Genomic DNA, 25,409 nt, shown 5'->3' on the forward strand with positions numbered 1-25,409 from the left:
ACAATTACAGCGATAATATAAATACCATTAATGCTTCTACTAAACTTGTTGAGCAAAGTGGCAATCATAAATTACAAGTAAATCTATACTCTAAATCACACACCGAAAGCGATTTTGAGTTTGTTAATCCACAAGGTTGGGATTGGCAAGCTATTGGTAACTTTGCCCTTGCGATTGATATTCAAAATCCTAATAGCGCATCCACCCATATTTATGTGAAAACTATCGATAAGTCAGGCAAGTCACAAACACGCAGTGTCGTTGTACCCGGGCACTCAGAAAACACTTATTACATCGAGCTTAAAGGTGCTAACCTTAATATAAACTCAGGCATTCGCTCAAATCCATCCAGTTGGCATAGCGGTTATACTCCTATTATTTATAGGGGTGGGCAAAAAAATATAGATGTAAGCAGCATTGTAAAGGTGTCGCTTGGTGTAAAGGGCTTACTTGAAGATAAACGTTTTTTAATTGATAACTTACGCTTGATAAAACCAACTAATTTTGATGTAAATTACCTCAAAGGGTTGGTGGATGAATTTGGACAGAATGCAAAGTTAAACTTTATTAACAAGGTTACGTCAACTGAGCAGCTATTAGTTATCTCACAAAAGGAACAAGCTCAGCTGCAAGCACAACCACTGCAAGGGCGCTCTAAGTTTAGCGGCTGGAAAAATGGCCCGCAATTAAAGGCTACAGGGTATTTTAGAACCGAAAAATACAAAGGTAAATGGAGTTTAGTCGACCCAGAAGGTTATCTGTATTTTTCGACCGGTATCGATAACGTCCGCATGGCAAACACCTCAACGATTACAGGCTACGATTTTGATCAAAGTTATATTAAACAACGCGAAGCTGGCGACTTAACACCCGAAGACTCACTTGGATTAAACCCAGCGCCTGTAGCTGCTTGGCCAACACGTTATCAAAGCTCAAAGCTCAGAGCTGAGATGTTTAACTGGCTACCAAAACAGGACGATCCCCTTGCCGATAATTATGGCTACAGACGCGAAGTACACAGTGGAGCAGTTAAAAAAGGCGAAACGTTTAGCTTTTATCGCGCTAACTTAGAGCGAAAGTATCAGACACATAACAACAATGAATTAATGAAACAATGGCAAAAAACAACCGTTAATCGTATGTTGTCGTGGGGTTTTACATCGTTTGGTAACTGGATAGAAGAGCAGTATTACCATACTAAAAAATTACCTTATTTTGCTAATGCATGGATCATTGGTAACTTTAAAACAGTAAGCAGCGGTAACGATTATTGGAGCCCACTACCAGATCCATTCGATCCTTTATTTGTTGAGCGCGCCGATGTAACACTTGCAAAAGTAGCTCAGCAAGTCAAAAACAGTCCATGGTGTGTTGGAGTGTTTATTGATAACGAAAAAAGCTGGGGCATGATGAATTCAGATACCACACGTTACGGCATTGCCATTAATACACTTAAAAATAATGCCAAAAATAGTCCAACTAAAGCTGAATTTGTACTTTTAATGAAAAATAAATACAGCAAAATAAGTAAATTAAATAAAGCATGGAATACAACACTCTCATCGTGGGATGAGTTTGCAGAGGGAGTGACTTTAACGCAGTTTAACGATCACGTTAATACCGATTTATCAGCGATGTTGTTCCATTATGCTAATCAGTATTTTGCAGTGGTGGATGAAGCAATTACCAAACACTTACCAAATCAGTTAAATATGGGAGCGCGTTTTGCCGATTGGGGAATGACTCCTGAAATTAGAGCCGCCAGTGCAGCTCACGTTGATGTAATGAGTTACAATTATTATCGAGAAGGCTTAAACCAAGAGTTTTGGGAGTTTTTGTCGGATATAGATATGCCAAGTATTATTGGCGAGTTTCATAATGGAGCTCTTGATTCGGGTCTGCTAAACCCTGGACTAATACATACTCAATCGCAGCAAGAGCGCGGATCAAAATACCAAAATTATATGAATAGCGTAATTGATAACCCTTATTTTGTCGGCGCACATTGGTTTCAATATATAGACTCACCTTTAACAGGGCGTGCATACGATGGCGAAAACTACAATGTGGGTTTCGTAAATGTGGCTGATATTCCTTACGAACCACTCGTTAATGCAGCTAAAAATGTGAATAAATCTTTATATGAGCGCAGGTACCGCAATGATAAAAATTAAACACATTATTAACGTTCTAACTGCTTTGTATTTAAGTGCTTTTGGTTTAACGGGGATAGCATTAGCCGAACCAACCGAAAAACCATTGTATGAGCAGGGGCCGTATCAAATATTTAATGAACAAGCGCTTGAGGTACTCAACTTAAAGATGCCATTGCAAATACTTGCCTCTGGGTATGAATGGCTAGAGGGACCCGTGTGGGTAAATCAAGGGGGTATTTGTTATATTCTGATATACCTAATCATCAAGTATATAAATACACGCCAGGTAAAGGTGTTAGCCTATATCTAGCGCAAAGCGGCTACTCAAATGGCTTATTGGTTAATGCACAAAACGAGCTTGTTCTTTTGCAATCTCGCTCTCGTGTTGTATCTAAAATGAAAGCGCCTTTGAGCGCCCCAAAATCTGATTACTTACCTATAGTAAGTCACTTTAATGGTCAAAAGTTTAATAGTCCAAATGATGGTGCATTTAATAACAAAGGCACACTTTATTTTAGTGATCCACCTTATGGACTTCCTAAGCAGCTAAATGACGAAAATAAAGAGTTAAGTTTTCAAGGTGTGTATTCGGTTAAAGATACAGGAGAAATAACGTTATTAGACGACGAATTAATTTATCCTAATGGTGTTGCGTTGTCGAATGATAACAAAATTTTGTATGTAGCTGCATCGAATGAAAATAAACCCGCTTGGTACCAGTATTATTTAAATAGCAATGGAGGTGTTACTAGCAAATCACTGTTTTATCAGCTGCCACCAATTGCAAAGCACGGCAAAGGATTACCTGATGGTTTAAAAGTACATAAAAGCGGGATTATCTTTGCTACAGGACCCAATGGTTTATGGCTATTTAATAAAAAGGCTGAACTATTAGCTAAAATTACCACGCCAAATATGAGTGCTAATTTGGCATTTAATACTCAACAGAACCGTGTTTATATAACCGCGCATACACAGTTATTAGCGCTTGATTTAAAGTGAAAATAAATCATAAGCCTTTGAATTATAGTGTTAATTGTTAGTGTTTGTTGGGTTGTTTATATGGGGCAACAAGGCGATACTTTTATATCTGTTAAACAGATCCGGCTCAAGTAAATATACCTTCAGTAAACTGCAAATTTATTTTTGACATTTTGCAGTTTAAAACAATTATCTTTAAAAAGTCTCACAAGTTAATTTCATTTTATTAATGACATGACCTTTACAATAATTCAATCGTGTTGTAAATTGTTAACAATGAACAGTGTTATGTGAACTAATTCGGTGGTTTAATGAAAGTATCATCACAAACAATAAAAAGTGTAAAAGTAGAGTATTACCAAATTCCGCTAGCTGAAGTATTAAGTGATGCTAAACATGGCGATCACACTCACTTTGAAATTATTGCATTACATATAATGACCCATGACGGTTTTGAAGGTATGGGTTACACCTATACTGGTGGAAAAGGTGGACGTGCAATTTATTCACTCCTTAATGACGAAATTAAACCGGGGTTAATTAACCAAGATTCAACGTCAATTATGGCAATCTGGGATAAGTTACAGTGGGATCTACATTATGTAGGCCGTGGTGGTTTACTTAGTTTTGCGATTTCAGCAGTTGATATAGCGCTGTGGGATATTAAATGTAAACGTTTAAATGCACCCTTATGGCAAGTTGCTGGGGGCAGTAGTGATAACACAAAATGTTATGCAGGTGGAATAGATTTAAACTTTAGTGAGCAAAAACTACTTGATAATATTGGTGGTTATTTAAATCGTGGTTTTAACGCCGTAAAAATTAAAGTGGGTAAACCAGATTTTAAAGAAGACATAGAACGTGTAGCTGCAGTACGCAATTTAATTGGTAATGACAAAATACTCATGGTCGATGCTAATTACTCGATGAGTGTGGAGCAAGCAATTCGCTTTGCAAAATCGATTGAAAAATATGATATTACATGGTTTGAAGAGCCCACCATACCAGATGACTACAAAGGTTTTGCTCGCATAGCACAAGCAACCTCAATACCGCTTGCTATGGGCGAAAATTTACACACACTGCATGAGTTTGGCTATGCAATTGACCAAGCTAAATTGGGTTTTTTACAACCAGATGCATCAAATATTGGTGGTATAACAGGGTGGTTACATGTAGCCAGTATGGCATATACCCATAACTTACCTATTTGCAGTCATGGTATGCATGAACTGCATGTATCACTACTGGCATCTCAGCCACATGCTGGTTTTTTAGAGGTTCATTCTTTTCCTATTGATGAATACACAACGCGTCCTTCAAAACTTGAAAACGGCAAAGCGTGCGCGCCAGATATAATAGGTACAGGTGTCGAGTTTGACCCACAACTCGTTAAACCACATTTAGTTAAGCACTCCTAGTAAAAAATAAACGAGTCGTTGTGCGGCCACAAGAGCAGTGAAGTGATTATTTAACAAGGAGTGATGAATAATCCATCATAAATTAAATCTTATGTGCATTGCCCTTGTGGGCGCCTTTATAAAAATAGTTACATTACTTACAGTGCAAGCTGTTGATATTAAATCCACTATAATAGGAGTATTTAACGTTAAAAAATTGTTTTCTAAAGAGGCAATATTTTATATTTAATTATTCAGAGATTTATCTGAATTGGCATTTACCACAACCCAAATTGCAAAGTAAGTGGTAAAGCTTTAGATTGCTATAAAGTAATGCACTCTTTGCTGAATAAGCAATACAAATTAAATTAGTTAGTAACTCTCACATCCCCACTAAAAGCCAACATAAACTGTTGGCTTTTTTATGCTTTTAAATTGAATTAAAAAGCATGAAACTACCATTTTTAAGCAAAATGCGTGTATTTCCATCATAAAGTTGCCCTTAATATGTTGTATCTAAATTCATTTATTACAGTGTTAGGTTTTATTATGACGTCAAAAATAATAGGTGTGAGCGATTTCCCTGATGCATTTTTAACAAAACGCACAGCAAGTGGCATGGGACAAATGGACGATCAAAACGATCCCGTCAATATGATATTAGGTCTAAAAAATGTACGTAAAGCGGCGCATAATTGTGCTGTTTTTCAATCAGGAGCTAAACCAGGGCGTATTGTAATTCCATCAGAAGTCGCAATACGTGAAACACGTCAAATCCCATTTGAAGTAGACCCACCTGAGCACGGCGGTTTTCGTGAACTATTAAATCCATGGTTTAAGCGTCCATTAGATGAGGGTTACCAAGCGCGCTTACAAGCTATTATTGATGAAACAATAGACAATGCCTTCAAAGCCGAGTCGTTAGATGTGGTGTCACAATTTGCACTTCCGCTGCAATCTAAAGCGTTAACGCTGTTACTTAATACCTCAATGGATAAAGCACAAACATGGATAGATTGGGGTACGCACGTATTTAGAAGTGAAGATAGTGACCTTGATAGCGATAAAGCCAATATTCTATACGATTACATTGATGAGCAAATAGAAAACGCCATTGCAATCCCGGGTGATGATTTATATTCAGTGCTTTTAAATTCAGAGGCGAACGGTAAAAAGCTGAGTAAAGAAGAAGTAAAAGGTGTGATGATCCTGACCTTTGCAGGGGGGCGCGATACCGTTATAAACGCGATCACAAACTCTATTGCCTACTTTAGCGAAAACATCAGTGATTTAAAGCGTATTGATGATGAGCCTGAAATATTAAACAGGGCCGTAGAAGAACTCATTCGCTATTTTTCGCCGCTTACGCAAATGGGCCGCGTCGCTACGCAAGACACAAGCGTATGTGAGCACGCTATAAAAGCCGACACACGAGTTTCGTTATGTTGGGCGTCGGCTAATCGCGATGAAAAGGTATTCAAAGATCCCAACAATGTCGACTTCGACCGAAAAGTTAACCCGCATATTAGTTTTGGTTTTAGTCATCACAATTGTTTGGGCGCAACGCATGCTCGCCAAATTCTACGTCAACTAGTGTTATCACTTGCTAATAAAGTTGCTCGAATAGAGACAATAAAAGCAGATGAAAATATTGAAAAACTAGGTGAGTTTTCAAGAAAGGTAGGCTTTAACAGTCTGCACGTTAGCTTTAAATCAAAATAAAAACACCGTACAAAATAGTTAAATAAATACAGTAACAAGTAAAAGTAGAGGATTAATACGATGGCGAAAGTAATATTTATAACCAAAACAAACGATGCAGTTGAAGTTGAGGGCGACAGTGGCTCGCTAATGGAACTAGCATCAGCAAATGGTGTTACTGGTATTGATGGTGATTGTGGCGGTGTATGTTCGTGTGCAACGTGTCATATTTACTTAACACCGGATGACTTTAAAAAAGTAGGTACACCCGATGAGATAGAAAGCGACATGCTAGAGCTGGACGATAACGTAACGCAATACAGCCGTTTATGTTGCCAAATTGAGGTGTCTGACAATATTGATGGCATGACCTTCAGAGTAGCCAATTAAAAGCGGGTACAGCATTATGCAAAACACACATACAGAACCAAATCTACTTGAGCAAAGCGTGGTGGTTATTGGCGCAAGCCATGGCGGGGTTAACTTTGCTTTTACCCTTCGCCAGCAAGGTTGGCTGGGTAAAATTACGTTACTCGACAGCGATCCAGAGCTGCCATATCATCGGCCACCTTTGTCTAAAAAAACGTTGCAATCGGATGATGTAAAATCGACTCCATTAAAAGTAGAAAAAGCTTATACCGATAGCAATATAGATTTATGCTTGGGCCAGCGTGTTACTGCAATTAATAAACAAAGTAAAACAATTACGCTGAAATGTGGAAAGCAAATAGCCTTTCATAAATTAGTGATAGCGACAGGATGTTCGCCCTTTATTCCGCCTATTAAAGGGCTTATTGATACCGTTGACGATAAAGGGAATGCACAATATTTTGCGATGCGAACACACGCAGATGCAGTGGCAATAAAAACAGCACTCAATAAAAGTAATGATAAACAGGTAGTCATTATTGGTGGCGGCTACATTGGCCTTGAGTCGGCGTCATCGTTTATAAAGTTAGGTGCAAAAGTAACGGTAATTGAAAAGCAACAAAGCATACTCTCGCGTGTTACATCAGCTGTTATGTCTGACTTTTTAACTCAATTGCACATAAGCAAAGGGGTAGATTTGCAAACAGCAAAAGATGTTGTACAAATAAAGCACACAGCTAATAAACATTATGTTGTATGCAGTGATGGCACTCAATATCCCGCCGATTTTATTTTAGTGGGCGTTGGGGTAAGGCTTAATACCGAGCTTGCAGTGACTGCAGAGTTAGCGCTCGAACAAGGTATCAAAGTAAATAATGTATGCCAAACTTCACACCCTGATATTTTTTCTATCGGCGACTGTACCTCACACTTTAATAAAATTTATCAGAGATGGATAAGACTTGAATCGGTTCAAAATGCCGTAGAACAAGCTAAAACAGCTGCACAGTTTTTAGCAAAAAATAGTGAACCGGTTCCTGCTTTACCTTGGTTTTGGTCAGATCAATACGAGTACAAACTACAGATAGTGGGTTTATCACAAGGGTATAACGAAATTGTCGTACGCGAAGAGTCACCGGAACAATTTTCGCTTTGGTATTTTAATAACGACACATTGTTGTGTGTAGAAGCGGTTAATCATGCTAAAGCCTACGTACTTGGTACACAGGCTATAAAGCAAAATATAAAGGTTAATAAGCGGATATTAAGTGATTTAGCAACACCGCTTGCAAAGCAACACCTACTTGAGACGTAGCTGCTGGCGATACTGGTGAGGGGTAACTTTAAAATGGTGCTTAAACTGCTTAATAAAATACGACGGGCTGGAGAAACTCAAGTCGTAAGAAATATCAGTTACCGAGGCATCACTTTGCCCAAGTAGTCGTGCGGCATTATATAGCTTGTGCTGAATAAGGTAGTCGGAGTACGGCACTCTAAAATGCTTTTTAAATACTCGTGAAAAATACGAAGGTGATAAATAACAAAGTGCTGCGGCTTGCTCTAGCGAAAGATTGAGGCCATTTTTTGTTTTTAGCTCATTAACAACGGGTGTTAACTTTTTAAAGCTAGCTGAACTACTCAACGGTTTTTGCTGGTTAGATAAACTACTTTTACCGTATTCGCACACCATGGTTATTAAACTATTAAACAGTTGTTTGCAGGTTTTACTTTTTGGGTTTTCGTTAAACTCGCTCAACATCCATGCGAGTAGTTTATGGATTCTTTTTTGTAGTTCAACGCTAAATGTTAGATGTAAACCGGTTTTCAATAGATCTAAAAACTCTTGTAGGGCTGGGTCGTTAAGGCGCTCAGGCATAAACTGCACAATATACCAAGATTTAGGACGTGGGTTTAAAGCAAAATCATGCGTTTCCATTGCAGGCGTAAAAACGGCCTCAAAATCAGACAGAGTTGATTCACCCTGATGGTAAAAATACGTGCCATCAATTTGTTCAAAAAATATAAATTCGTGCACCTGATGAAAGTGCATAAAACATGAATAGCTATCGTGCTGAAGATAACTTACATGATGAATTTCGAAATCGTAACCGTCTTTTATACAAAACGGTTCACAGTAAATTGTCGGTTGCTTCATAACATAATACTTATATTTAGAGACTTAGGAGTCTACATGTACAAGGCAAAAGCTGCAATTGCAGATGGAAAAGGCGGTTTTTTCTTCGATACCGTTAATGTCGGAAAACCAAGTACTGGCGAAGTAAAAATTAAAATAAAAGCCTCAGGTATTTGTCATACCGATTGGGATTCAATTAAAACATGGAATAAAAAATTTATCATTGGTCATGAAGGCGCAGGAACCGTTGTTGAGTTGGGCGAAGGTGTAACGGAATTTACTATTGGCGATAAAGTAATACTAAATTGGGCAATTCCGTGTGGTGAGTGTTTCCAGTGCCAAGAGGGTAATTTACACATTTGTGAAGTAAATAGCCCCGTAACTGGCAATGGTTTATGCGGACACGCAGGTAAACAAGCGTGTGAGCATAATGGCAATAGCTTAGAGCGCTCATTTCATTTAGGTACGATGAGCGAATACACCGTTGTTAAGGCTGCTGCAGTTATAAAAATACACAGTGACATTCCTTTTCCAAGTGCAAGTATTGTTGGTTGCGGTGTAATGACCGGTTACGGATCAGTGGTTAATGCCGCTAAAGTAAAAGCAGGTTCGTCAGTTGCCGTATTAGGCTGTGGAGGCGTAGGACTAAATGCAATACAAGGGGCTGCAATTTCAGGCGCCGCTAAAATAATAGCAATTGATTTGTCACCGGAGCGATTAACACAAGCTAAAGCATTTGGTGCTACACATACTGTACTTGCTAAAAAGTATGACCCTGATTTAGTTCATATGATAAACGAAGTTAAAGCGCTAACAAATAGTCGCGGAGCCGATTATGCCTTTGAGTGTACAGCAGTGCCGGCACTTGGTTCAGCGCCATTAGCATTAATACGCAGCGCGGGCGTTGCGGTGCAAGTGAGTGGCATTGAGCAAAAAATAGATTTTGATTGCGAATTATTTGAGTGGGATAAAATTTATATAAATCCGCTCTACGGGCAATGTAATCCTAAGCGCGACTTTACTCAAATACTAGACCTTTATGACGCAAAAAAGCTCAAGCTCGATGAGCTAGTCACAAAAACTTACTCGTTAGATGAGTTACAAACAGGCTTTGACGACATGCTAGCAGGGCGTATCGCTAAAGGTGTCGTCGTGTTTGATGATTAAAGGAGCATAAAATGGCAATTCATCGTTTAGAGGTATCAAATAACAGTTACACCGCTGATAACTTTGTAACGCTAACCGCGTATAGCAGTCACTTAAAAGGGCGAGGTGATATAAGCATTTACCAAGAAGCAACCAGTAATAAAAATGTACCTATAATTGTATTACTGCATGGTGTGTATGGTAGCCACTGGGTGTGGAGCCAGCTAGGGGGCGTACATAAAGTGTATCAGCAGCTTCGTAGCAGTGGCCTTAACGAGTTTGTATTAGTGATGCCATCAGATGGCGCGCACGCCGAGGGCAGCGGGTATTTGCCACTTAAAAATGCAGATTATGAAGCATGGATAGTTGATGATGTGATTAGCGCTGTTATTCAAACTCAACCAATGTGCTCGAGCTCATCAAATATTTATATTACGGGCCTTTCAATGGGAGGGTATGGAGCATTATGTTTAGGTGCAAAGTATCCAACTATTTTTAGCGGTATATCAGCGCATTCATCAATTACTGAGCTTGACGACTTTAATCACTTTGTTGATGAACATACTCTAAAGCCACTAAAAAAACCACTGATAAGTACAAAGGCGACGTGTTTAAAACATTGATCGCGAATAAAAAGACATTACCGCCACTGCGATTTGATTGCGGAAAAGACGATGTACTTTTTAGTGCTAATACTGCGCTTGCAAAAAAGCTAGTTGATGAAAATGTTCCTCATACGTTCGATATTTTTGCAGGCACCCATTGCTGGGAGTATTGGCACGAACATGTAGCTAAAACTATGATCTTTTTTGCTCAATTAGAAAGCAAAACTCACACACAATTAAAATAAGGAGATAACACATGAAAGTCATTAGCTCACTTTTAATTGCATTTGCATGTACTGCATCATGCAATTTAGTAGCGCAGCCAGAAGTATCCGTAAATTTAAACGTAAAGCGAAGTATTGACGGCCTATCAACCTTTGATAGAAGCAAATATATTGTTATGCACTCGATGCTAACAACAACCGATTGGAAGGGGAAGAAGATAAGCTCGACTACTTACTTAACGACCTTGATGTGTACTTTGGTCGTGATAACGGTTCTATGCCGTATTACGCGACTCAAGTTGAGCAGAACCCAAATAATCTAGGGTACGCAAGCCCTGATAGTATCGCTGCTTATGGCAAAACTGCTCGCGAAGATTATTATGGTAAAACGTTGTCGAAGCTTCATAAATACGACAATAGAGCCCACGTAATGATAGGCGGGCAAATTAATCAGTTTTGGATTGGTAATCATAAAGGCAAAGACGAATGGAGCTTTGCTAATACCGATGCCGTGGGTCAATATATGGGAAATTTTGTAAATGAATTTTATCGAAATGACAACCAAGGACCGAACAAAGGCCCAGCACGCCCACAATACCTTGAAATACTTAATGAGCCACTTTACGAACTTGTTGATGTACATCACGGTAAGCCTATCGATACATTTATTTTTCATAACGAAGTAGCCCAAGGCATACGAAAAGTTAATACAAGTATTAAGATTGGTGGGTACACCACTGCCTTTCCATGGTTTGACGATAACAACTTTAATCGTTGGGATGAGCGAATGAAGCTATTTTTAGATACCAGCGGTGAATACATGGATTATTTTTCGATTCATCTTTACGACTTTGGCTATTTAAACCGCGATAAAGGCGTTGCTAACTTTAAAGGAGCCCGTATAGAAGCCACTATGGACATGATGGAGCAATACGAAAAGCTTAAGCTAGGTAAGGTAAAACCTTTCATGATTTCGGAATACGGCGGGCGTGACCATAAAACAGAAGCAACGCCATGGACTGCAATAAATGACTGGCAAACTATGAAATCGTTTAGCCCTATGATGATGCAATTTATGGCTAAACCTAATCTCATACTTAAAGCCATTCCATTTAGTTTAGCAAAAGCAGAGTGGAGTGGTAATGAGGGGCGCGATTATGCTTGGCGCTTACTACGCCACAATGACGAAAAAACAGGTGAAACAGAGGATGAATATGTATTCACCGACATTATTAAATTTTATCAATTGTGGTCAGATGTAAATGGCACACGTGTTAATACTGACTCAAATGAAGCCGACTTATTAGTAGATAGTTACGTAAACAAGAACAAGGCATATGTAATTATCAGTAATTTAGAAACAAGTGCTAATAGCGCCTTGCTAAATTTAACAGAGTTACCGAGCAATCCGATTAATAACGTTAAAATTAAGCACTTGCACTTTGCTAATGGTGAGTCAACACTTACAACAACATCACAAAATATTGGTGTAAAAAATGAGTTACCAAAAAGCATTAACATAGGCGCAGAAGCCACAGTAATTATTGAATATACGTTCAGCAACAATATAAAAATTACTGCTGAGTCTGACGAGCATAAATACTATGCAACAACCTACAAACAGCCAATTAAAGCCAATACAGCGCTTAAATTTAACATTAACGATGTAAAAACAAGTGAATATGGTAAAGGTATATTGCGTTTAAGTTTTGGCAGAGAGCATGATTTAGCTCAACAACCTATCGTTAAAGTAAATGGCACTTTAGTTACTGTACCAACCGATTATGCCGGTGATGAACAAGTATTTCGCCCACAAGTATTTAGCATGCTAGAAATCGAAGTTCCAAACGAGCTGTTAAAAACCAATAATACGATATTAGTTACATACCCAGATGATGGCGGATTTGTTAGTAGCGTGACGCTTCAAGCGTTTGAGTACAGTGATGATATTTAATTTAAAAAACTAACTATTTGTTATGTTATAAAAAGCAAGGTCACTAATTATTAGTGGCCTTAGTTGTAACAGAAGTCTTATTCAATTTTAAAAATAGATGGCATAATTCGTATGCATTAGTGATTGATCTTAATGTGTATTATATTTACTTGTGCTGTTGGCGGAAAAGAATATAGATGCCTTGTTATCGGCATGATTGTCCTAACGTATTGAGGTTCTCATTTACTGTGTTAAAAGCTCTTTAAAATCTATTGCATAGATACACATTAATTTAAGGCTTAATGGCACAGAACAACACCTGATTAAAAGGGATTATTTATCAAATTTATTGCTGTTATATTGATAGGCCCTTTAGCCTTATTTCCTGCTTGTACCTTACTTGCTATTGTATTTGCTCTGTTTGGATCTCAGCCCTCAAAAAGCTATTTAGATACAATAGTATTTTCGGCTGCAATGGTCGGCGGAAGCTTATTTTATGTCTATCCCGCACTACTTGTTTATGGGGTACCAATATCAATTTTATTAAAAAAATTTAATGTTTTTAATTTACCTATGGTTCTTTTAGCGAGTGCAACTCCATTTATTATAATTATTTCAATTGGTTGGGTTGAGCCTATAGGGCCCTTTTTTTAATTTGCTTTGGCTCTATTGTAGTTGCTATAGGTTGTTGGTATACAGATTTACTCTTTTTTAAAAATAAAAACTAACCAATAACCTGTTGCAGTTTAAAAGAGAATTATCGACTATCAATCATAAGTATATCGAGTTTATGTTGAGCTCTGGTTTGATTCTTTATGTCGATAGGTTCAATCATCTCGCATTCGTCTCTGATCATTTCAGGAATGAGGCTAGGGTAGTGGCGACAGTCCTCTGGGCGGTCGAGATAAATACTGCAGGTGTACATGTTTTTAGCCAAGGGATCTTTTTTAGGCGCAATTTCTAAAAAAGGGCAAGCATCTAGTCTCAATCCTGTTTTTGGGTCAAACCAAATTTCGTCGTTTTTCACGTATTCATAGATTTCGGGGTTAAAAAGCTCCCATAAATCAATTTCTTCTTTTGATGCGCTTAAATCGCCACCACCGTATTTAATACAGCACTTACCGCATTGATTACATTGTTTCATAATTTGCTAATTGAATTGGTTGTCAACGAGTTTAAGTTAGCTGTGAGTGTAGCACTGAATTTATTATTCGCTGTTTGCTTAATTAAAAAACCATCCCTTTAATTTGTGTGTACACAGTAGTTACGGCATTAATCTAGATGAAAAATCCCTTGTTACATTTTATATAGTGCAGACATTATTAAATGGTTTACTCTAAAGGTAGTTAAAAATGTTATGAAATCAGTTTGAGTAACTTGTGGTTGTTACAATTACTGTACAAAAATATTTGATCAGGAATTATCATGAAAGAAGCTGTTTCAAAGTTAAAAACAGAATTTAATGCAAAGTTATTGTATTGGAACAATCTTAAAAGTAACAAAGCTAAAGCGCTAATTCTCTTATTGTTTATAGCTGTTATTGCGCTTAAGGTATTTACAACCATCTTTACCTTCGATTGGCTTGCGAGTTTATTTCGCATTTAAGGTTACAAGCAATAATTTCGGTAAAATTTTAATCACAAAGTGTTTAACGCCTACCCGATGTTTATTATTAATGTATTATTACGCTATAGACCAAATTAAATAAATCAGTTGTTAAAACATGTTTTGTAATGGCTGAATGCTATATTTTGGCTAAATTGAGTGAGTAATTGAGTTTAGCTGCATTAAAAGGTAACACGTAATGATGAACACAAAAGTATACAAAGCGGTACACGACTTAGCAGAAGAGCTAATGACGGCTGCTAATAAAAATGATCGTGAAAAGTTTGAGTCTTTATTTGCTCAATTAAAAGCTATTTGTATGGAAAACGAAAATACGTCTAAAGATCACCCAGTGCAATGGGAAACCCTAGCTGATTTTACCGAAGAGCTAGAAGAAGCGATCACCACTTATGAAAAAGCGTTAGAGAAGTCAATTGCAATTAATAACAAAGATCATATGTCATCGGTTGCTTTTTCAATGGCTACGTTACAGTTAGAAATAGGTCAAAAAGACGAAGCGATTAAAAACTTACAAAACGCTAAAGTCAGTGCTAATAAAATTGAAGATAAAGAGCTTAAAGCTGAAATACATGACTTACTAGAGTCACTTATTGAAGAGGAAGGTTAAGTATTTAAAAGTATAATTAGCCCCCATTAAATGTGATTTTTGTGGACTTAACTTGATATTAATAACGCGCTGGTGGTTTATACCCTCAGCGCTTTTTTATGTTTACTATAAATGACAAAAAGAAATGCTTTATTTTTGAGCCAGTTTACTCATAAAGTTTATATTTATTAATCAGCCTGTTACTTATTAAATTCTATTCAGCAAATCTATAGATTACTTTTTATGAGTGAGTCCCACTAAAATAAGTTAACCAATGTGGTCATGAGTCATCTTCCTTTTGAATGAATAACAACAAATTGTTAACACTGAAAAACGTCTGAAATAATTAGAATGTAATTAAAAGTCACACATAAAATATTTTTTATCAAATGCTTGGGTTCTGGTTTGGCTAAAAACCAAGCATGCTGCAGCAAATTCAATCTCAAAAAGTTAACACTCTCTAAATACCTAGTTGTAAATAGGGTGTTCAGCTTGTTCATTTACGGCGTTAACTTAGTCCCGTTAATTACCACTAAAGTGTGAAATTTGAACAAAACTTTAACTAATCGTTGCATTTTGTTAATTGTTAACATTATATTGATTGTGAGTTCCATGCCTTTACACAAAGGATTAATTTTTACACCAAGATAGGTAACAGTTATGAAAAAAAGATCATTGTATTGTGCGGTTTCGAGTGCGCTATTACTTTCAAGTACCTTTAATGTGCACGCTGTTAAAGTGCAGTTTAATATTGATACAAAACATGCTGTAGGACAGTTTGATAGCTTCGATCGTCGTAAATTTATTACGTTACATTCATCAAATACCGAAAGTGACTGGTTTGGAAATAACGCTCAAAGCTTAAATGCGCCTAATGCTGATCCTGATTTAATGACGCATTTTTTAGAAGATTACGATGTGTACTTTGGCCGTGATACAGGGGGCATGAAATATCAACTAACACAATTACCAGAAGATTCAGCAAAACCAGGTTATGCAAGCGCGGCAACCGCAACAACAAATGGCGGCGGAGTAAAATGGAATTACACCAATATTACAACAGCTCAAGCTAAAACAATGCGAAAGCATGAAGGGCGTAACAGCGATTTAATTGTCGCTGCACAGCAACATCCTTATTATCCTGATGGCACTAAAATTGGTAATCAAAATTGGTCTTTCTCGCAAAGAGATACTGCGGCTGAACCACTAGGTACAGCCATGGGCGACTACATGGCGCAGTTTTTACAAAAATACTTTAAATCAGGCCCATCAGATAGCCTTGGTCAAAAGCGCCCAACGTATGTTGAGGTAATGAACGAGCCACTGTTTGAACTGCACGACTTTCCGCATACCGGTTATGATAAAGAAAGCCTCTATGACATTTTTAGATTGCATAACTCAGTTGCTGATGTGATTAATGCTAACCCTGCACTGAATGATGTGAAAGTAGGGGGCTTTACGGTGGCGTTTCCTGATTATGAAAAAGGGTCACAATTTTTCGATAACTGGAAGCAACGCGACAAGGCATTTTTAGATATTGCAGGAAATAAAATGGACTTTATTTCGATGCACTTATATGACTTTCCAAATTTCCCAGGTGGCCCTGGTGGTCAGCATCAAATACAGTACCGAAAAGGCAGCAATATGGAAGCGACCCTTGATATGGTTGAGCAATATATGGCTTATAAATGGGGAAGTATTAAGCCGTTAGTTATTTCCGAATATGGCTCTCAATTACAAGGCTCATTTGGTACTAAATGGACACCGCAACGTGACTGGTTATGTCTAAAGGCAATGAGCTCTATGCTGATGAGCTTTATGGAAAGGCCAAACCGTATTGATAAAGCCATTCCGTTTATTCCATTAAAAGCAGAATGGGGCCGTATAAGCGACACTATTCCCTATTACTGGCGTTTACTGCGTCAAGCTAAAGAAGGTCAAGGTGAAACCGGCGAGCAATGGGTTTACACCGAAATGGTTAAGTTTTACCAGTTATGGTCTGATATAAAAGGGACGCGAATAGATAGCTGGGCAAGCGATATGGATATTCAAGCTGACGCGTATGTTGATGGCAAAGATGTTTATTTGGTATTAAACAGCCTTGAATTTTCGCCGACCAATATTGATTTAAGTGTTTTAGGCAAGGGTTCTAACAACGTAACGGGTGTAAATATTAAGCATTTATATCCTAATGCCCAAGGCAAACCAGTATTGGATAACAGCAACAGAACAACACTCCCAAGCTCTGTTGTATTAGGCTCTGAGTCAACCATGATAATTAAAGTGAGTCACCAAAAAAATGTTGTTATTAACAATATTAATCAAGAGACTAAGCATTACGCAAGTGCAGTAGTTAAAAATATTGCAGCCAACGCGACCCAGTTCTTTACTATTAACAATGTAGATAAAGGGGCTAATGGCGAGGCTACATTGCGCTTAGGTGTTGGCCGCCCTCATGGTAAGTCGTTAACGCCAGTTGTAACTGTTAATGGTAATAGAGTCGCTATTCCTACTGATTTTAGAGGATATGATCAAAAAAATGGTGGCCTTGGACGTGAGCGTTTCTTTGGTGTTATTGAAATTCCAGTGCCATATAATAACATTAAAAAAACTAACAATATTGAAGTTACATTCCCTGACAGCGGTGGTGCAGTTAGTTCACTAACATTACAAAACTTTAAAATGAGTAAACGTATTACTCGCTAAAAACGTGTAATAAAGGTTTAGTAATAAACAAACTGCGGGTTTATCTATATGATAGCTTCGCAGTTTTTTTATTTGTATCGCTACTACTGCCTAACACAATACAAATAAACTAATACTAAATATGTTGGGAATGGCTTTAGGTGTATTTTTGCTGTTAAGCCTGTGAGTTTTATGCTTTACAATGAGTACAAGGTACTCATTATTAAAAATAAACACTATTCTCAGAGCGTTAAACTTAGCATGACTGTTTTATTAATTTAATTGGGTATGTTTTAGAGGAGTTCCACTGACCTACATATAAGTTGTTGTCTTGATCTACGCAAATACAATGCACGTGATTAAAAATGTTCCCGTTACTTTGCATCGGCTGTAGTTCTCCATTTATATACTGCGGTTGCGGTGCCCCTAAATTAGCTATTAGCGTGTTACTTTTATCAAATATACTAATAAAGCCAGAGTCGTCAGCATTTTTATTGTCAATATGCGACCAGCAAACAGGTGCATAAAATAGTTCACCTTTGAACACGGGACCGCCAATATATGCCCCATTAGCGCTAATTCTATTAAGGTACTTACCATCAAACGAAAATACTTTTAAACATTGCTCAAAACGAGAGCTTACTATTAATGTAGGATTTAAGGGATCACGTAAGTCTACTTCAACCCCATGGGTGTTGTGTAAATTGTAATTTTTGTCTTCATTATGGTGACCGCCCCAATGGTTTATATAGCGACCTTGTTTATCATAATGCAGTAAAAAGTCGCTGCCATAACCATCGGTGACATATAAATTCCCATTGGGGGCAATGGCAATGTCAGTAGGGCGAAAAGGTTGCTCAGGTTTATAAGCACCGCACGTTTGTGGATGGCCGATACTGTATATTAGTTTGCCATCTAAGGTCATTTTGGCAATAAAGCCAGACTGTGGAATGACATTGTTAGTAGGGCTATCCCATTGCTCTGTGCTGTGACCATCCCAGTGGCGATTAACAATCCAGCCACTATCTACAACGTATAAAAATTCTTGCTCGCCTTCTTTTACAATTTTTATAGCGTGTCCACCAGGAAAAGAGCTTCCAAAAGCGTCAAGTAATTCACCGTTTTGGCTATACACTAAAATATTATTAGTCGTGTTATCGGTGATCATAAATATTCTCCCTTGTGAGTCCATCACCATCGCATGACAATTTTCTATAGGGTATTTATTGGGGTTTAACTTTCCCCAGTGGGCGTCTATTTTGTATTTAAATTTACCTTGGCCAATTATTTTCCCGTGTGGGTCTTCGTCATTTTTAGGAGTAGCGTGAGGTATAAGGTGTTTTTGCTCTGAGGTTAACATACAGAATTTTCCATATAAAAAAACCAGCTTATGCATTGGGCTATAATGCATAAACTGGTTTAGGCTAGAAGGTTACTTTAAGTGCGTTCTTTTGCTTTAAAATTTAAAATAGCATCATCGTTAACGCGATTTAAAGGATAATAAACAGCTTCGTTTTCTTTAAATGGTTGGTTGCTAATCGCATTGTAAGCACTGATCATTGACCAACGAGGTTCGGCAGCGCGGTTTTGATTTGATTTATGCAGTAAATTACAGTGGAAAAACAGTACATCACCTGGTTCAAGTTCTACATTCATAAGTTCATGGTACTTCATTGCTTCTTCTACAAACTCTAAACAGGCGCCTTTTTGGTCACCGGTTTTACTGTGATCCAATCGTCCTAAATGATGTGAGCCTTTAAGTACTTGCAAGCAACCATTTTCTTGCGTCGCTTTATTAATGGCGACCATACAGCTAATTGATTTTGGATAAAGCATGTAATTATCACGATGCCAGTAGCCAAAATCTTGGTGCCATTCCCAGGCGCCACCTACAAATGGTTCTTTCATCATAATTTTAGTGCTGGTGTGGTACACCTCTTCGCCAATAAGTGTTTCGCATACTTCAATTAAGCGACGACCGCGAGAAAACATACTGTATAAATCGTCGCCTGTTTTTTGCCATAAACAGACTTTACTTACAGCGCCATCGGCGTCTTTTTTGTCCCATGCTCGTTCATAGAGTGTATCGTCATTAAAAGCAGTTTGTTGTAGTAGCTCAATTTCATCAGCGCTGTAGTAATTTTTGACAATAATATAACCATCACGGTGAAAATCAGCTATTTGTTGTGGTGTTAAATAAGTGTGTGACATAAATGTAGTTCCATTTTCTCTTGCAGTTGTATATTGTTAACAATAGTTGCTCGGTTAAGCATCTAGGTCAAGCGTAATTTATATAAAAATATAGAATTCATATACGAATGAATTTTTTTTCATTAAGTTATTGATTTTAAACCATTATTAAAAATTTAAAGCTAAAAAAAGTTTTAAATTTATATATAAACAAACATATTGTTTATCAATTTTAAAAGGCATAAATAAGTACAAATGAACGATAAATCAAAAACTAAATATGCAGTTCCTGCTTTAGATAAGGGGTTGGATATATTAGAATTTTTAGCAAAAAATAAAAGGCCTTGTACACAAAGTGAGATAGCGGCTGGTATTTTAAAAACACCTAACGAAGTCTATAGAGTACTTGTTGGGCTTGAAAAACGCGGTTATCTAATTCGCTCTGAAACCTCTGGTCGATATCATTTGTCATTAAAGTTGTATAATTTATCGCGAAGTATTTCACCAATGGATAATGTACTAAAATCGGCCTTGCCACATATGGAAGATCTAGCTGTAAATATTGAACAGTCATGTCATCTAAGTATGCTTTATCAAAGCCAAGCTATGGTGGTAGTGCAAGCGCGTAGCAAAAGCCCTATGCATTTGAGTATTGCAGAGGGGGCTTTATTTCCACTTAGTAGCTCAAGCGCTGGTAAACTGCTTTTAGCCAACAGTAATGACGAAGTGCGGCAAATGCTTATCGAACACGATGAAATTTACAGTGCTAGTAAAGACGCCTATAAAGTATTATTAAATGAGCTAAATACAATCAAAGTGCAAGGGCACATAATGCAAAGCAATCCACTTATCGCCGGAGTACACGATTTTAGTGTCTTAATTGGCAGGCCTAATGCAAATTTAATAGCTGCATTGACCATTTCTTCTTTTGACTCAACCCTAAACACTCACGCTAATAAACACAGTGTAATTAGCGAGCTTAAAAATACCGCCCAAAAAATAACCTCATTATTAGAGCGCTAATACCAACTAGCGCTTTTGTAGGGAGCAACCCGCTCAACAGTCATGCATAAGTCTCAGTACTTTACTACTTGCTTACAATGTCGAATAAAAAACCAACGCTAACTGTAAAATAAATGGTCAATTTGTTTGACTTAATTAGCTAAACTAATTTATTGTAAAGTTAATTGTTAACAATATTATAATAACAATAAGCATCCCGTAAATAATCCGTCAACGATTACACGTAATAAACACAATATTTAGGTGCAAAAATGACTAACAGACAATTTAAATTAAATGCGATTTGCGCAGCAATGCTGATAACTTCTCCTGTAAGTTATGCCGCACAGGAAAACGAGACAACTGTACAAAGTGATGTTGAAGTTATCCAAGTAACAGGTATCAGAAGCGCATTAAGTAAATCTGCTTCAATAAAGCAAGATTCATCAGGCGTCGTAGATGCTATATCAGCAGAGGACATTGGTAAGTTACCTGATACTAACTTAGCTGAATCGCTGCAACGTATTAGTGGTGTATCAATCGACCGTGCAAACAATGAGGGCAACCAAGTTAGTGTTCGGGGTTTTGGTCCTGGCTTTAATTTAGTAACCTTAAATGGTCGTCAAATGCCAAACTCTTCGGTTTTACAAGAAGCGGGAGTTTCTCGCAGCTTTAACTTTAGAGAAATCGCGGCTGAAAGTGTGTCGGGTGTATCAGTTTATAAAACGGGTAAAGCTAATGTAGCCTCAGGCGGTATTGGCGCAACCATTAATATAAATACAGCAAAACCATTTGATTTTGACGGTTTTAAAGCATTTGCAAATGCAAAGGCAATTAAAGACACCAGCTCAGAGAAATCAAACGTAACACCAGAAATTTCGGGAATGGTTAGCCAAACATTCGCTGATGATACGTTTGGTGTTTTACTTGCGCTGTCGCATTCAGAGCGAGAAAGTGGCCGAGAGCGCGTAGGCACATCGCAAGGTTGGGTACGTAACCGAGCAAATGCTGCCGGTATTGATAGCAGTGCAATTGATACCACAGTTAATCCAACGGGTACTTATTGGGTACCTTGGACGCCAGAAATGGAGCGCTTTGAAACTAAGCGAGAACGCCAAAATGCGCAGTTGGTTTTACAGTATGCTCCTAGTGACAACTTAACGGCTACACTTGATTACACTTTATCGCGCTTTGAAGAAATTAGTAACACAAATAAAATGGCATTTTGGTTCGATAACCCAACAGGCACCGCCGATGAAAATGGCACTTTAGTCGATATTAAAAATGCAAATGATGAGTTGAATTTTTGGGCGTGGGAGCTTTACGAAGAAAAAGAAAACGATTCATTAGGCTTAAATTTAGCGTGGCAAGCAAGCGATTCATTGAAACTTACGTTGGACGCTCATAACTCTACATCACACTCAAACCCAGATGGTGATACAGCTGAAACAATTGCAAATTTAAAGAATGTCCCAGGTTCGGTTAAATCCATCAATGCTAACTTCTCTGGTGATATTCCGAGTATTGGGGTTGATGATTCAACATTGGCGGGTGGGGCTTACAACCCAGCTAATATTGTGTCAGATTTATATCAGCGCCGTGGCTATGAAATGAAAAATACCATTAAGCAGTATCATGCAAGTGGGCAATGGGAGAATTTGAAGAGTGGGGCACTCAGCGCTATAAATTTTGGTGTAATGTATACCGATTATCAAATTGATACTTATCTTTCTGAGCAGTTCTCATTTGTCGATATTCCTCTAGACAACCTAGGGCTAACCTTTGATGAACAAGGTGACTTTGCTGATGAGTTTTCAGGTTCGGATCAGCTATTTCCATTTATTCCACGTTACAGTGCCAACGATTTTGTAGATATTGTCAGAGATGAAGGATTATTTATTGAGCCAAATATTTCTACAAATGGGGTTGAGGAGCAAACGCTCGCGATATATGTATCATTTGATCTTAAAACCGAATTTAACGATATTCCAATTGATATGAATGTCGGTGTGCGCTACGAAGACACCGATGTAACAGGTTATTCAGTCAAGCCTGGGGTTGTTGCTTTTAACTATCGTCATGCTGAAGAGCTTCGCCCTGTATTTGCTGCAACAGCAACACCGCAGGAGCTTGAAGGCGGTTATACACGTATATTACCAAACTTTGATATAAGCGCCGACTTAGATGACGGCTTTAAAACTCGTTTTTCATATAGTCGTACATTAGCTCGTGCAGGTATTGGTGGTATGTTCCCATCAACTACCATTAACGCCCGTCCTGAAGGACCGTTTAATGCATCGCAAGGTAACCCTAACTTATTGCCAATTACGTCAGATAACTTTGATTTCTCAGTTGAGTGGTATGGAGACGACGGAAGCTATGCATCAGTTGGTTACTTTAAAAAGTTTGTTGAAAACTTCATTGGTGCAGGCGTAGTGCAAGGTACGCTAAATGATGTAAATGGCGAGCCGTTACGCGATCCAAGTGTTAACCCCCGCCCTGGTTGTCCTGATAGTTCAGATACACCTAACCCAGCATGTTTAAGCCAAGCGTCAGACCCGATTGTTACATTTGATATTGCAACGCCAGATAATCTTCAAAATCGTGAAGTAGATGGTTGGGAATTAAATGCGCAGTACATGGTGCCTGATACAGGCTTTGGCGTGGTTGCTAATTATACGATAGTGAATAGCGATGAATCGTTTAAACCGTATGATTTTGACCAAACAATTGCACTAGCAGGACTAAGCGATTCAGGTAATTTGGTCGGCTTTTACGAAAACGATGATTACCAAGTACGTTTAGCCTATAACTGGCGCGATGATTTCTTACTGTCTTTGGGAACTGAGCCCACATTTACAGAGGCGTATGGTCAGCTAGATTTTAGTTTTAATTACACCATTAACGACACTTTGGGTGTTAGCTTTGATGCACTTAATTTAACGAATGAAACAACACGCCGCCATGGTCGTTTTGCAGAGCAATTAGTATCTGCTGAGCAATATGGTCCGCGCTTTAGCATTGGCTTAAGTGCTAAATGGTAAGTTAGTTTTTGACAAATAATACAAAACGACAGCTCAGCGCTGTCGTTTTTGCCTTTTAACTAACGAGGTTGCTATGAACGATGATATTAAATCAATAGTAATAGTTGGCGGTGGAACTGCAGGATGGCTAAGTGCAGGAATAATTGCGGCGTATTTGCAAAAACATCACAGCAAAAAAATAAATATAACGCTGTTAGAGTCCTCAGATATTCCTACAGTTGGCGTTGGCGAAGGAACTTGGCCTACAATGCGCAGAACCCTTAAAGACATGGGTATTCGTGAAACTGAATTTATTAAAAAATGTAATGTATCGTTTAAGCAAGGTGCTAAATTTGCTAAGTGGGTAACCGGAGAAAATGATGATTACTATTATCACCCGCTTGAGCTACCTGCGGGGATGTTTGAAAATAATTTAGCCACCAGTTGGCTTAATATTAATAACGCACAACCTCCTTTTGCCCAGTATGTAAGCGCGCAGCAATCAATATGCGAAAGCGGATTAGCTCCCAAACAAATCACCACCCCCGAATTTAGTGCAATAGCAAATTATGCTTATCACTTGGATGCAGGCTTATTCGCTACATTCTTAAAAAACCACTGCATTGATAATCTTAATGTTAAACACATTGTAGGCACTGTCGTCGGTGTAAACAATTGCACAAATGGCGATATTAAAAGCGTTAGCCTAAATAATAAAATAGAGATAGCAGGGGATCTATTTATCGATTGCAGTGGTTTTAAATCGTTATTACTAGGTGAGAACTTAGGGGTGGGGTTTAAATCTTGTAAAGAAGTATTATTTGCTGATAGTGCGCTTGCCATACACATGCCATACAAAGATGACGAACCAATATGCTCGCATACTTTATCTACAGCACAAACATCGGGCTGGATTTGGGATATAGGATTACAAACACGCCGTGGAATAGGGCATGTGTACTCTAGTAAACACATTAGTGATGAAGATGCTAAGCAGCAATTATTTGATTACTTAAATATTAATAAAGATCAGCAAAGCGAATACAAAGTTAAAAAGCTTAGTTTCGAACCAGGACATCGTGAAAAATTTTGGCATAAAAACTGTGTCGCAGTAGGCCTCTCAGCTGGTTTTTTGGAGCCACTGGAAGCCTCTGCTTTATTACTGGTAGAAATATCAGCCAATTTTGTTGCGCAGCAATTTCCGGCCAATAGGCATGTAATGAATATAACCGCGCAGCGTTTTAACCGCACATTTAATTACCGATGGGAGCGAATAATCGACTTTTTAAAGTTACATTATATGTTGAGTAAACGAACCGACAGCCCATTTTGGCAAGCGCACTGTCATCAAAATACTATTCCACAAAGCTTAAAAGATAACTTATCACTTTGGGAATTTCATACACCAAGCGATAACCACTTTGATCATTCACAAGAAGTGTTTCCAGCAGCAAGCTATCAATATGTGATGTATGGCATGGGGTTTACAGGCTCAAGCGAACTGTATGGCAACTCAGAAAGTTATTTTAAAAAGGCCATTGCGCTTGTTAACAACAACCAGCAATACACCCAAAAATTACTTAATAAATTACCTACCAATAAAGCATTATTAGCGCAAATTAATCAATTTGGTATGCAGCAAATATAG

General features: G+C 38.0%; 21 protein-coding genes. 17 read left to right on the forward strand and 4 right to left on the reverse strand.

Translation table 11 applies throughout. The features are described from left to right. Positions 1–26: 26 nt before the first annotated feature. From P4S71_RS17220 to P4S71_RS17245, 6 genes are all read left to right on the forward strand, one after another. Entirely contained in the window at positions 27–2,174 is a 2,148-nt protein-coding gene (locus P4S71_RS17220) for an agarase (protein ID WP_442961720.1), read from the forward strand. A 219-nt stretch (positions 2,175–2,393) separates the two neighbouring features. Continuing rightward, on the forward strand, positions 2,394–3,158 hold the full coding sequence (locus P4S71_RS17225; protein WP_337151104.1) for an SMP-30/gluconolactonase/LRE family protein: 765 nt from the start codon (positions 2,394–2,396) through the stop codon (positions 3,156–3,158). Positions 3,159–3,448: 290 nt separating this feature from the next. Next, positions 3,449–4,558, forward strand: coding sequence for a mandelate racemase/muconate lactonizing enzyme family protein (locus P4S71_RS17230; protein WP_337151105.1), 1,110 nt, complete (start codon positions 3,449–3,451; stop codon positions 4,556–4,558). 528 nt (positions 4,559–5,086) lie between these two features. Continuing rightward, complete coding sequence (locus P4S71_RS17235) at positions 5,087–6,259, forward strand: cytochrome P450 (RefSeq protein WP_306724386.1); 1,173 nt, start codon at positions 5,087–5,089, stop codon at positions 6,257–6,259. Positions 6,260–6,319: 60 nt separating this feature from the next. Then, positions 6,320–6,628, forward strand: a complete 309-nt coding sequence (locus P4S71_RS17240) for a 2Fe-2S iron-sulfur cluster-binding protein (RefSeq protein WP_007378067.1) — start codon at positions 6,320–6,322, stop codon at positions 6,626–6,628. A 16-nt stretch (positions 6,629–6,644) separates the two neighbouring features. Next, complete coding sequence (locus P4S71_RS17245) at positions 6,645–7,922, forward strand: NAD(P)/FAD-dependent oxidoreductase (protein ID WP_337151106.1); 1,278 nt, start codon at positions 6,645–6,647, stop codon at positions 7,920–7,922. Here P4S71_RS17245 and P4S71_RS17250 read toward each other — a convergent pair. Further along, positions 7,908–8,657 carry a helix-turn-helix domain-containing protein gene (locus P4S71_RS17250; protein ID WP_442961721.1) on the reverse strand — a complete coding sequence of 250 codons (750 nt, stop codon included), beginning with the start codon at positions 8,655–8,657 and terminating at the stop codon, positions 7,908–7,910. The two genes, P4S71_RS17245 and P4S71_RS17250, sit on opposite strands and share 15 nt — an antisense overlap. 141 nt (positions 8,658–8,798) lie before the next feature. Here P4S71_RS17250 and P4S71_RS17255 point away from each other — a divergent pair, with 141 nt between their 5' ends. From P4S71_RS17255 to P4S71_RS17275, 5 genes are all read left to right on the forward strand, one after another. Then, on the forward strand, positions 8,799–9,908 hold the full coding sequence (locus tag P4S71_RS17255) for a Zn-dependent alcohol dehydrogenase (protein ID WP_337151108.1): 1,110 nt from the start codon (positions 8,799–8,801) through the stop codon (positions 9,906–9,908). A gap of 11 nt (positions 9,909–9,919) precedes the next feature. Next, on the forward strand, positions 9,920–10,510 hold the full coding sequence (locus P4S71_RS17260) for an alpha/beta hydrolase (protein WP_337151109.1): 591 nt from the start codon (positions 9,920–9,922) through the stop codon (positions 10,508–10,510). Continuing rightward, on the forward strand, positions 10,495–10,737 hold the full coding sequence (locus P4S71_RS17265; RefSeq protein ID WP_337151110.1) for a hypothetical protein: 243 nt from the start codon (positions 10,495–10,497) through the stop codon (positions 10,735–10,737). Before P4S71_RS17260 ends, P4S71_RS17265 begins: the two co-directional genes overlap by 16 nt. 181 nt (positions 10,738–10,918) lie before the next feature. After that, positions 10,919–12,670, forward strand: coding sequence for a beta-agarase (locus P4S71_RS17270; RefSeq protein WP_337151111.1), 1,752 nt, complete (start codon positions 10,919–10,921; stop codon positions 12,668–12,670). A gap of 339 nt (positions 12,671–13,009) precedes the next feature. Then, complete coding sequence (locus P4S71_RS17275) at positions 13,010–13,303, forward strand: hypothetical protein (RefSeq protein ID WP_337151112.1); 294 nt, start codon at positions 13,010–13,012, stop codon at positions 13,301–13,303. Between the two features lie 103 nt (positions 13,304–13,406). Here P4S71_RS17275 and P4S71_RS17280 read toward each other — a convergent pair whose 3' ends face one another. After that, the gene (locus P4S71_RS17280; protein WP_033029369.1) at positions 13,407–13,793 is read right to left on the reverse strand and encodes a YkgJ family cysteine cluster protein; all 387 of its coding nucleotides are present in this window, start codon (positions 13,791–13,793) and stop codon (positions 13,407–13,409) included. Between the two features lie 281 nt (positions 13,794–14,074). On the opposite strand from P4S71_RS17280, the gene P4S71_RS17285 reads away from it, so the two are divergent. From P4S71_RS17285 to P4S71_RS17295, 3 genes are all read left to right on the forward strand, one after another. Beyond that, positions 14,075–14,254, forward strand: coding sequence for a hypothetical protein (locus P4S71_RS17285; RefSeq protein ID WP_007378075.1), 180 nt, complete (start codon positions 14,075–14,077; stop codon positions 14,252–14,254). Positions 14,255–14,453: 199 nt separating this feature from the next. After that, complete coding sequence (locus tag P4S71_RS17290) at positions 14,454–14,882, forward strand: hypothetical protein (RefSeq protein WP_007378076.1); 429 nt, start codon at positions 14,454–14,456, stop codon at positions 14,880–14,882. A gap of 639 nt (positions 14,883–15,521) precedes the next feature. Then, positions 15,522–17,567 (forward strand): hypothetical protein, encoded by a 2,046-nt coding sequence (locus tag P4S71_RS17295; protein ID WP_007378077.1) that lies wholly within the window; start codon positions 15,522–15,524, stop codon positions 17,565–17,567. Positions 17,568–17,802: 235 nt separating this feature from the next. On the opposite strand, the gene P4S71_RS17300 is transcribed toward P4S71_RS17295, so the two are convergent. Beyond that, positions 17,803–18,906, reverse strand: coding sequence for a 6-bladed beta-propeller (locus P4S71_RS17300; RefSeq protein ID WP_337151113.1), 1,104 nt, complete (start codon positions 18,904–18,906; stop codon positions 17,803–17,805). A 77-nt stretch (positions 18,907–18,983) separates the two neighbouring features. Then, on the reverse strand, positions 18,984–19,757 hold the full coding sequence (locus tag P4S71_RS17305; RefSeq protein ID WP_096793012.1) for a phytanoyl-CoA dioxygenase family protein: 774 nt from the start codon (positions 19,755–19,757) through the stop codon (positions 18,984–18,986). 234 nt (positions 19,758–19,991) lie between these two features. Between P4S71_RS17305 and P4S71_RS17310 the strand changes: the two genes are divergently transcribed. The 3 genes from P4S71_RS17310 to P4S71_RS17320 all read left to right on the forward strand — a co-directional run bounded on the left by P4S71_RS17310 (position 19,992) and on the right by P4S71_RS17320 (position 25,409). Next, the gene (locus P4S71_RS17310) at positions 19,992–20,759 is read left to right on the forward strand and encodes an IclR family transcriptional regulator (RefSeq protein ID WP_096793013.1); all 768 of its coding nucleotides are present in this window, start codon (positions 19,992–19,994) and stop codon (positions 20,757–20,759) included. A gap of 251 nt (positions 20,760–21,010) precedes the next feature. After that, positions 21,011–23,782 (forward strand): TonB-dependent receptor, encoded by a 2,772-nt coding sequence (locus P4S71_RS17315; protein WP_337151114.1) that lies wholly within the window; start codon positions 21,011–21,013, stop codon positions 23,780–23,782. Between the two features lie 73 nt (positions 23,783–23,855). Continuing rightward, positions 23,856–25,409, forward strand: a complete 1,554-nt coding sequence (locus P4S71_RS17320; protein WP_337151115.1) for a tryptophan halogenase family protein — start codon at positions 23,856–23,858, stop codon at positions 25,407–25,409.

It is taken from the genome of Pseudoalteromonas sp. B62, assembly GCF_037162565.1.
Classification (GTDB): Bacteria; Pseudomonadota; Gammaproteobacteria; order Enterobacterales; family Alteromonadaceae; genus Pseudoalteromonas; species Pseudoalteromonas fuliginea.

Bases quoted from the DNA above. Each gene is read 5' to 3' on its own strand.
- P4S71_RS17230 (WP_337151105.1), top strand. From the start codon at position 3,449: ATGAAAGTATCATCACAAACAATAAAAAGTGTAAAAGTAGAGTATTAC.
- P4S71_RS17235 (WP_306724386.1), top strand. From the start codon at position 5,087: ATGACGTCAAAAATAATAGGTGTGAGCGATTTCCCTGATGCATTTTTA.
- P4S71_RS17240 (WP_007378067.1), top strand. From the start codon at position 6,320: ATGGCGAAAGTAATATTTATAACCAAAACAAACGATGCAGTTGAAGTT.
- P4S71_RS17245 (WP_337151106.1), top strand. From the start codon at position 6,645: ATGCAAAACACACATACAGAACCAAATCTACTTGAGCAAAGCGTGGTG.
- P4S71_RS17250 (WP_442961721.1), bottom strand. From the start codon at position 8,657: ATGCACTTTCATCAGGTGCACGAATTTATATTTTTTGAACAAATTGAT.
- P4S71_RS17255 (WP_337151108.1), top strand. From the start codon at position 8,799: ATGTACAAGGCAAAAGCTGCAATTGCAGATGGAAAAGGCGGTTTTTTC.
- P4S71_RS17260 (WP_337151109.1), top strand. From the start codon at position 9,920: ATGGCAATTCATCGTTTAGAGGTATCAAATAACAGTTACACCGCTGAT.
- P4S71_RS17280 (WP_033029369.1), bottom strand. From the start codon at position 13,793: ATGAAACAATGTAATCAATGCGGTAAGTGCTGTATTAAATACGGTGGT.
- P4S71_RS17285 (WP_007378075.1), top strand. From the start codon at position 14,075: ATGAAAGAAGCTGTTTCAAAGTTAAAAACAGAATTTAATGCAAAGTTA.
- P4S71_RS17290 (WP_007378076.1), top strand. From the start codon at position 14,454: ATGATGAACACAAAAGTATACAAAGCGGTACACGACTTAGCAGAAGAG.
- P4S71_RS17295 (WP_007378077.1), top strand. From the start codon at position 15,522: ATGAAAAAAAGATCATTGTATTGTGCGGTTTCGAGTGCGCTATTACTT.
- P4S71_RS17300 (WP_337151113.1), bottom strand. From the start codon at position 18,906: ATGTTAACCTCAGAGCAAAAACACCTTATACCTCACGCTACTCCTAAA.
- P4S71_RS17305 (WP_096793012.1), bottom strand. From the start codon at position 19,757: ATGTCACACACTTATTTAACACCACAACAAATAGCTGATTTTCACCGT.
- P4S71_RS17310 (WP_096793013.1), top strand. From the start codon at position 19,992: ATGAACGATAAATCAAAAACTAAATATGCAGTTCCTGCTTTAGATAAG.
- P4S71_RS17315 (WP_337151114.1), top strand. From the start codon at position 21,011: ATGACTAACAGACAATTTAAATTAAATGCGATTTGCGCAGCAATGCTG.
- P4S71_RS17320 (WP_337151115.1), top strand. From the start codon at position 23,856: ATGAACGATGATATTAAATCAATAGTAATAGTTGGCGGTGGAACTGCA.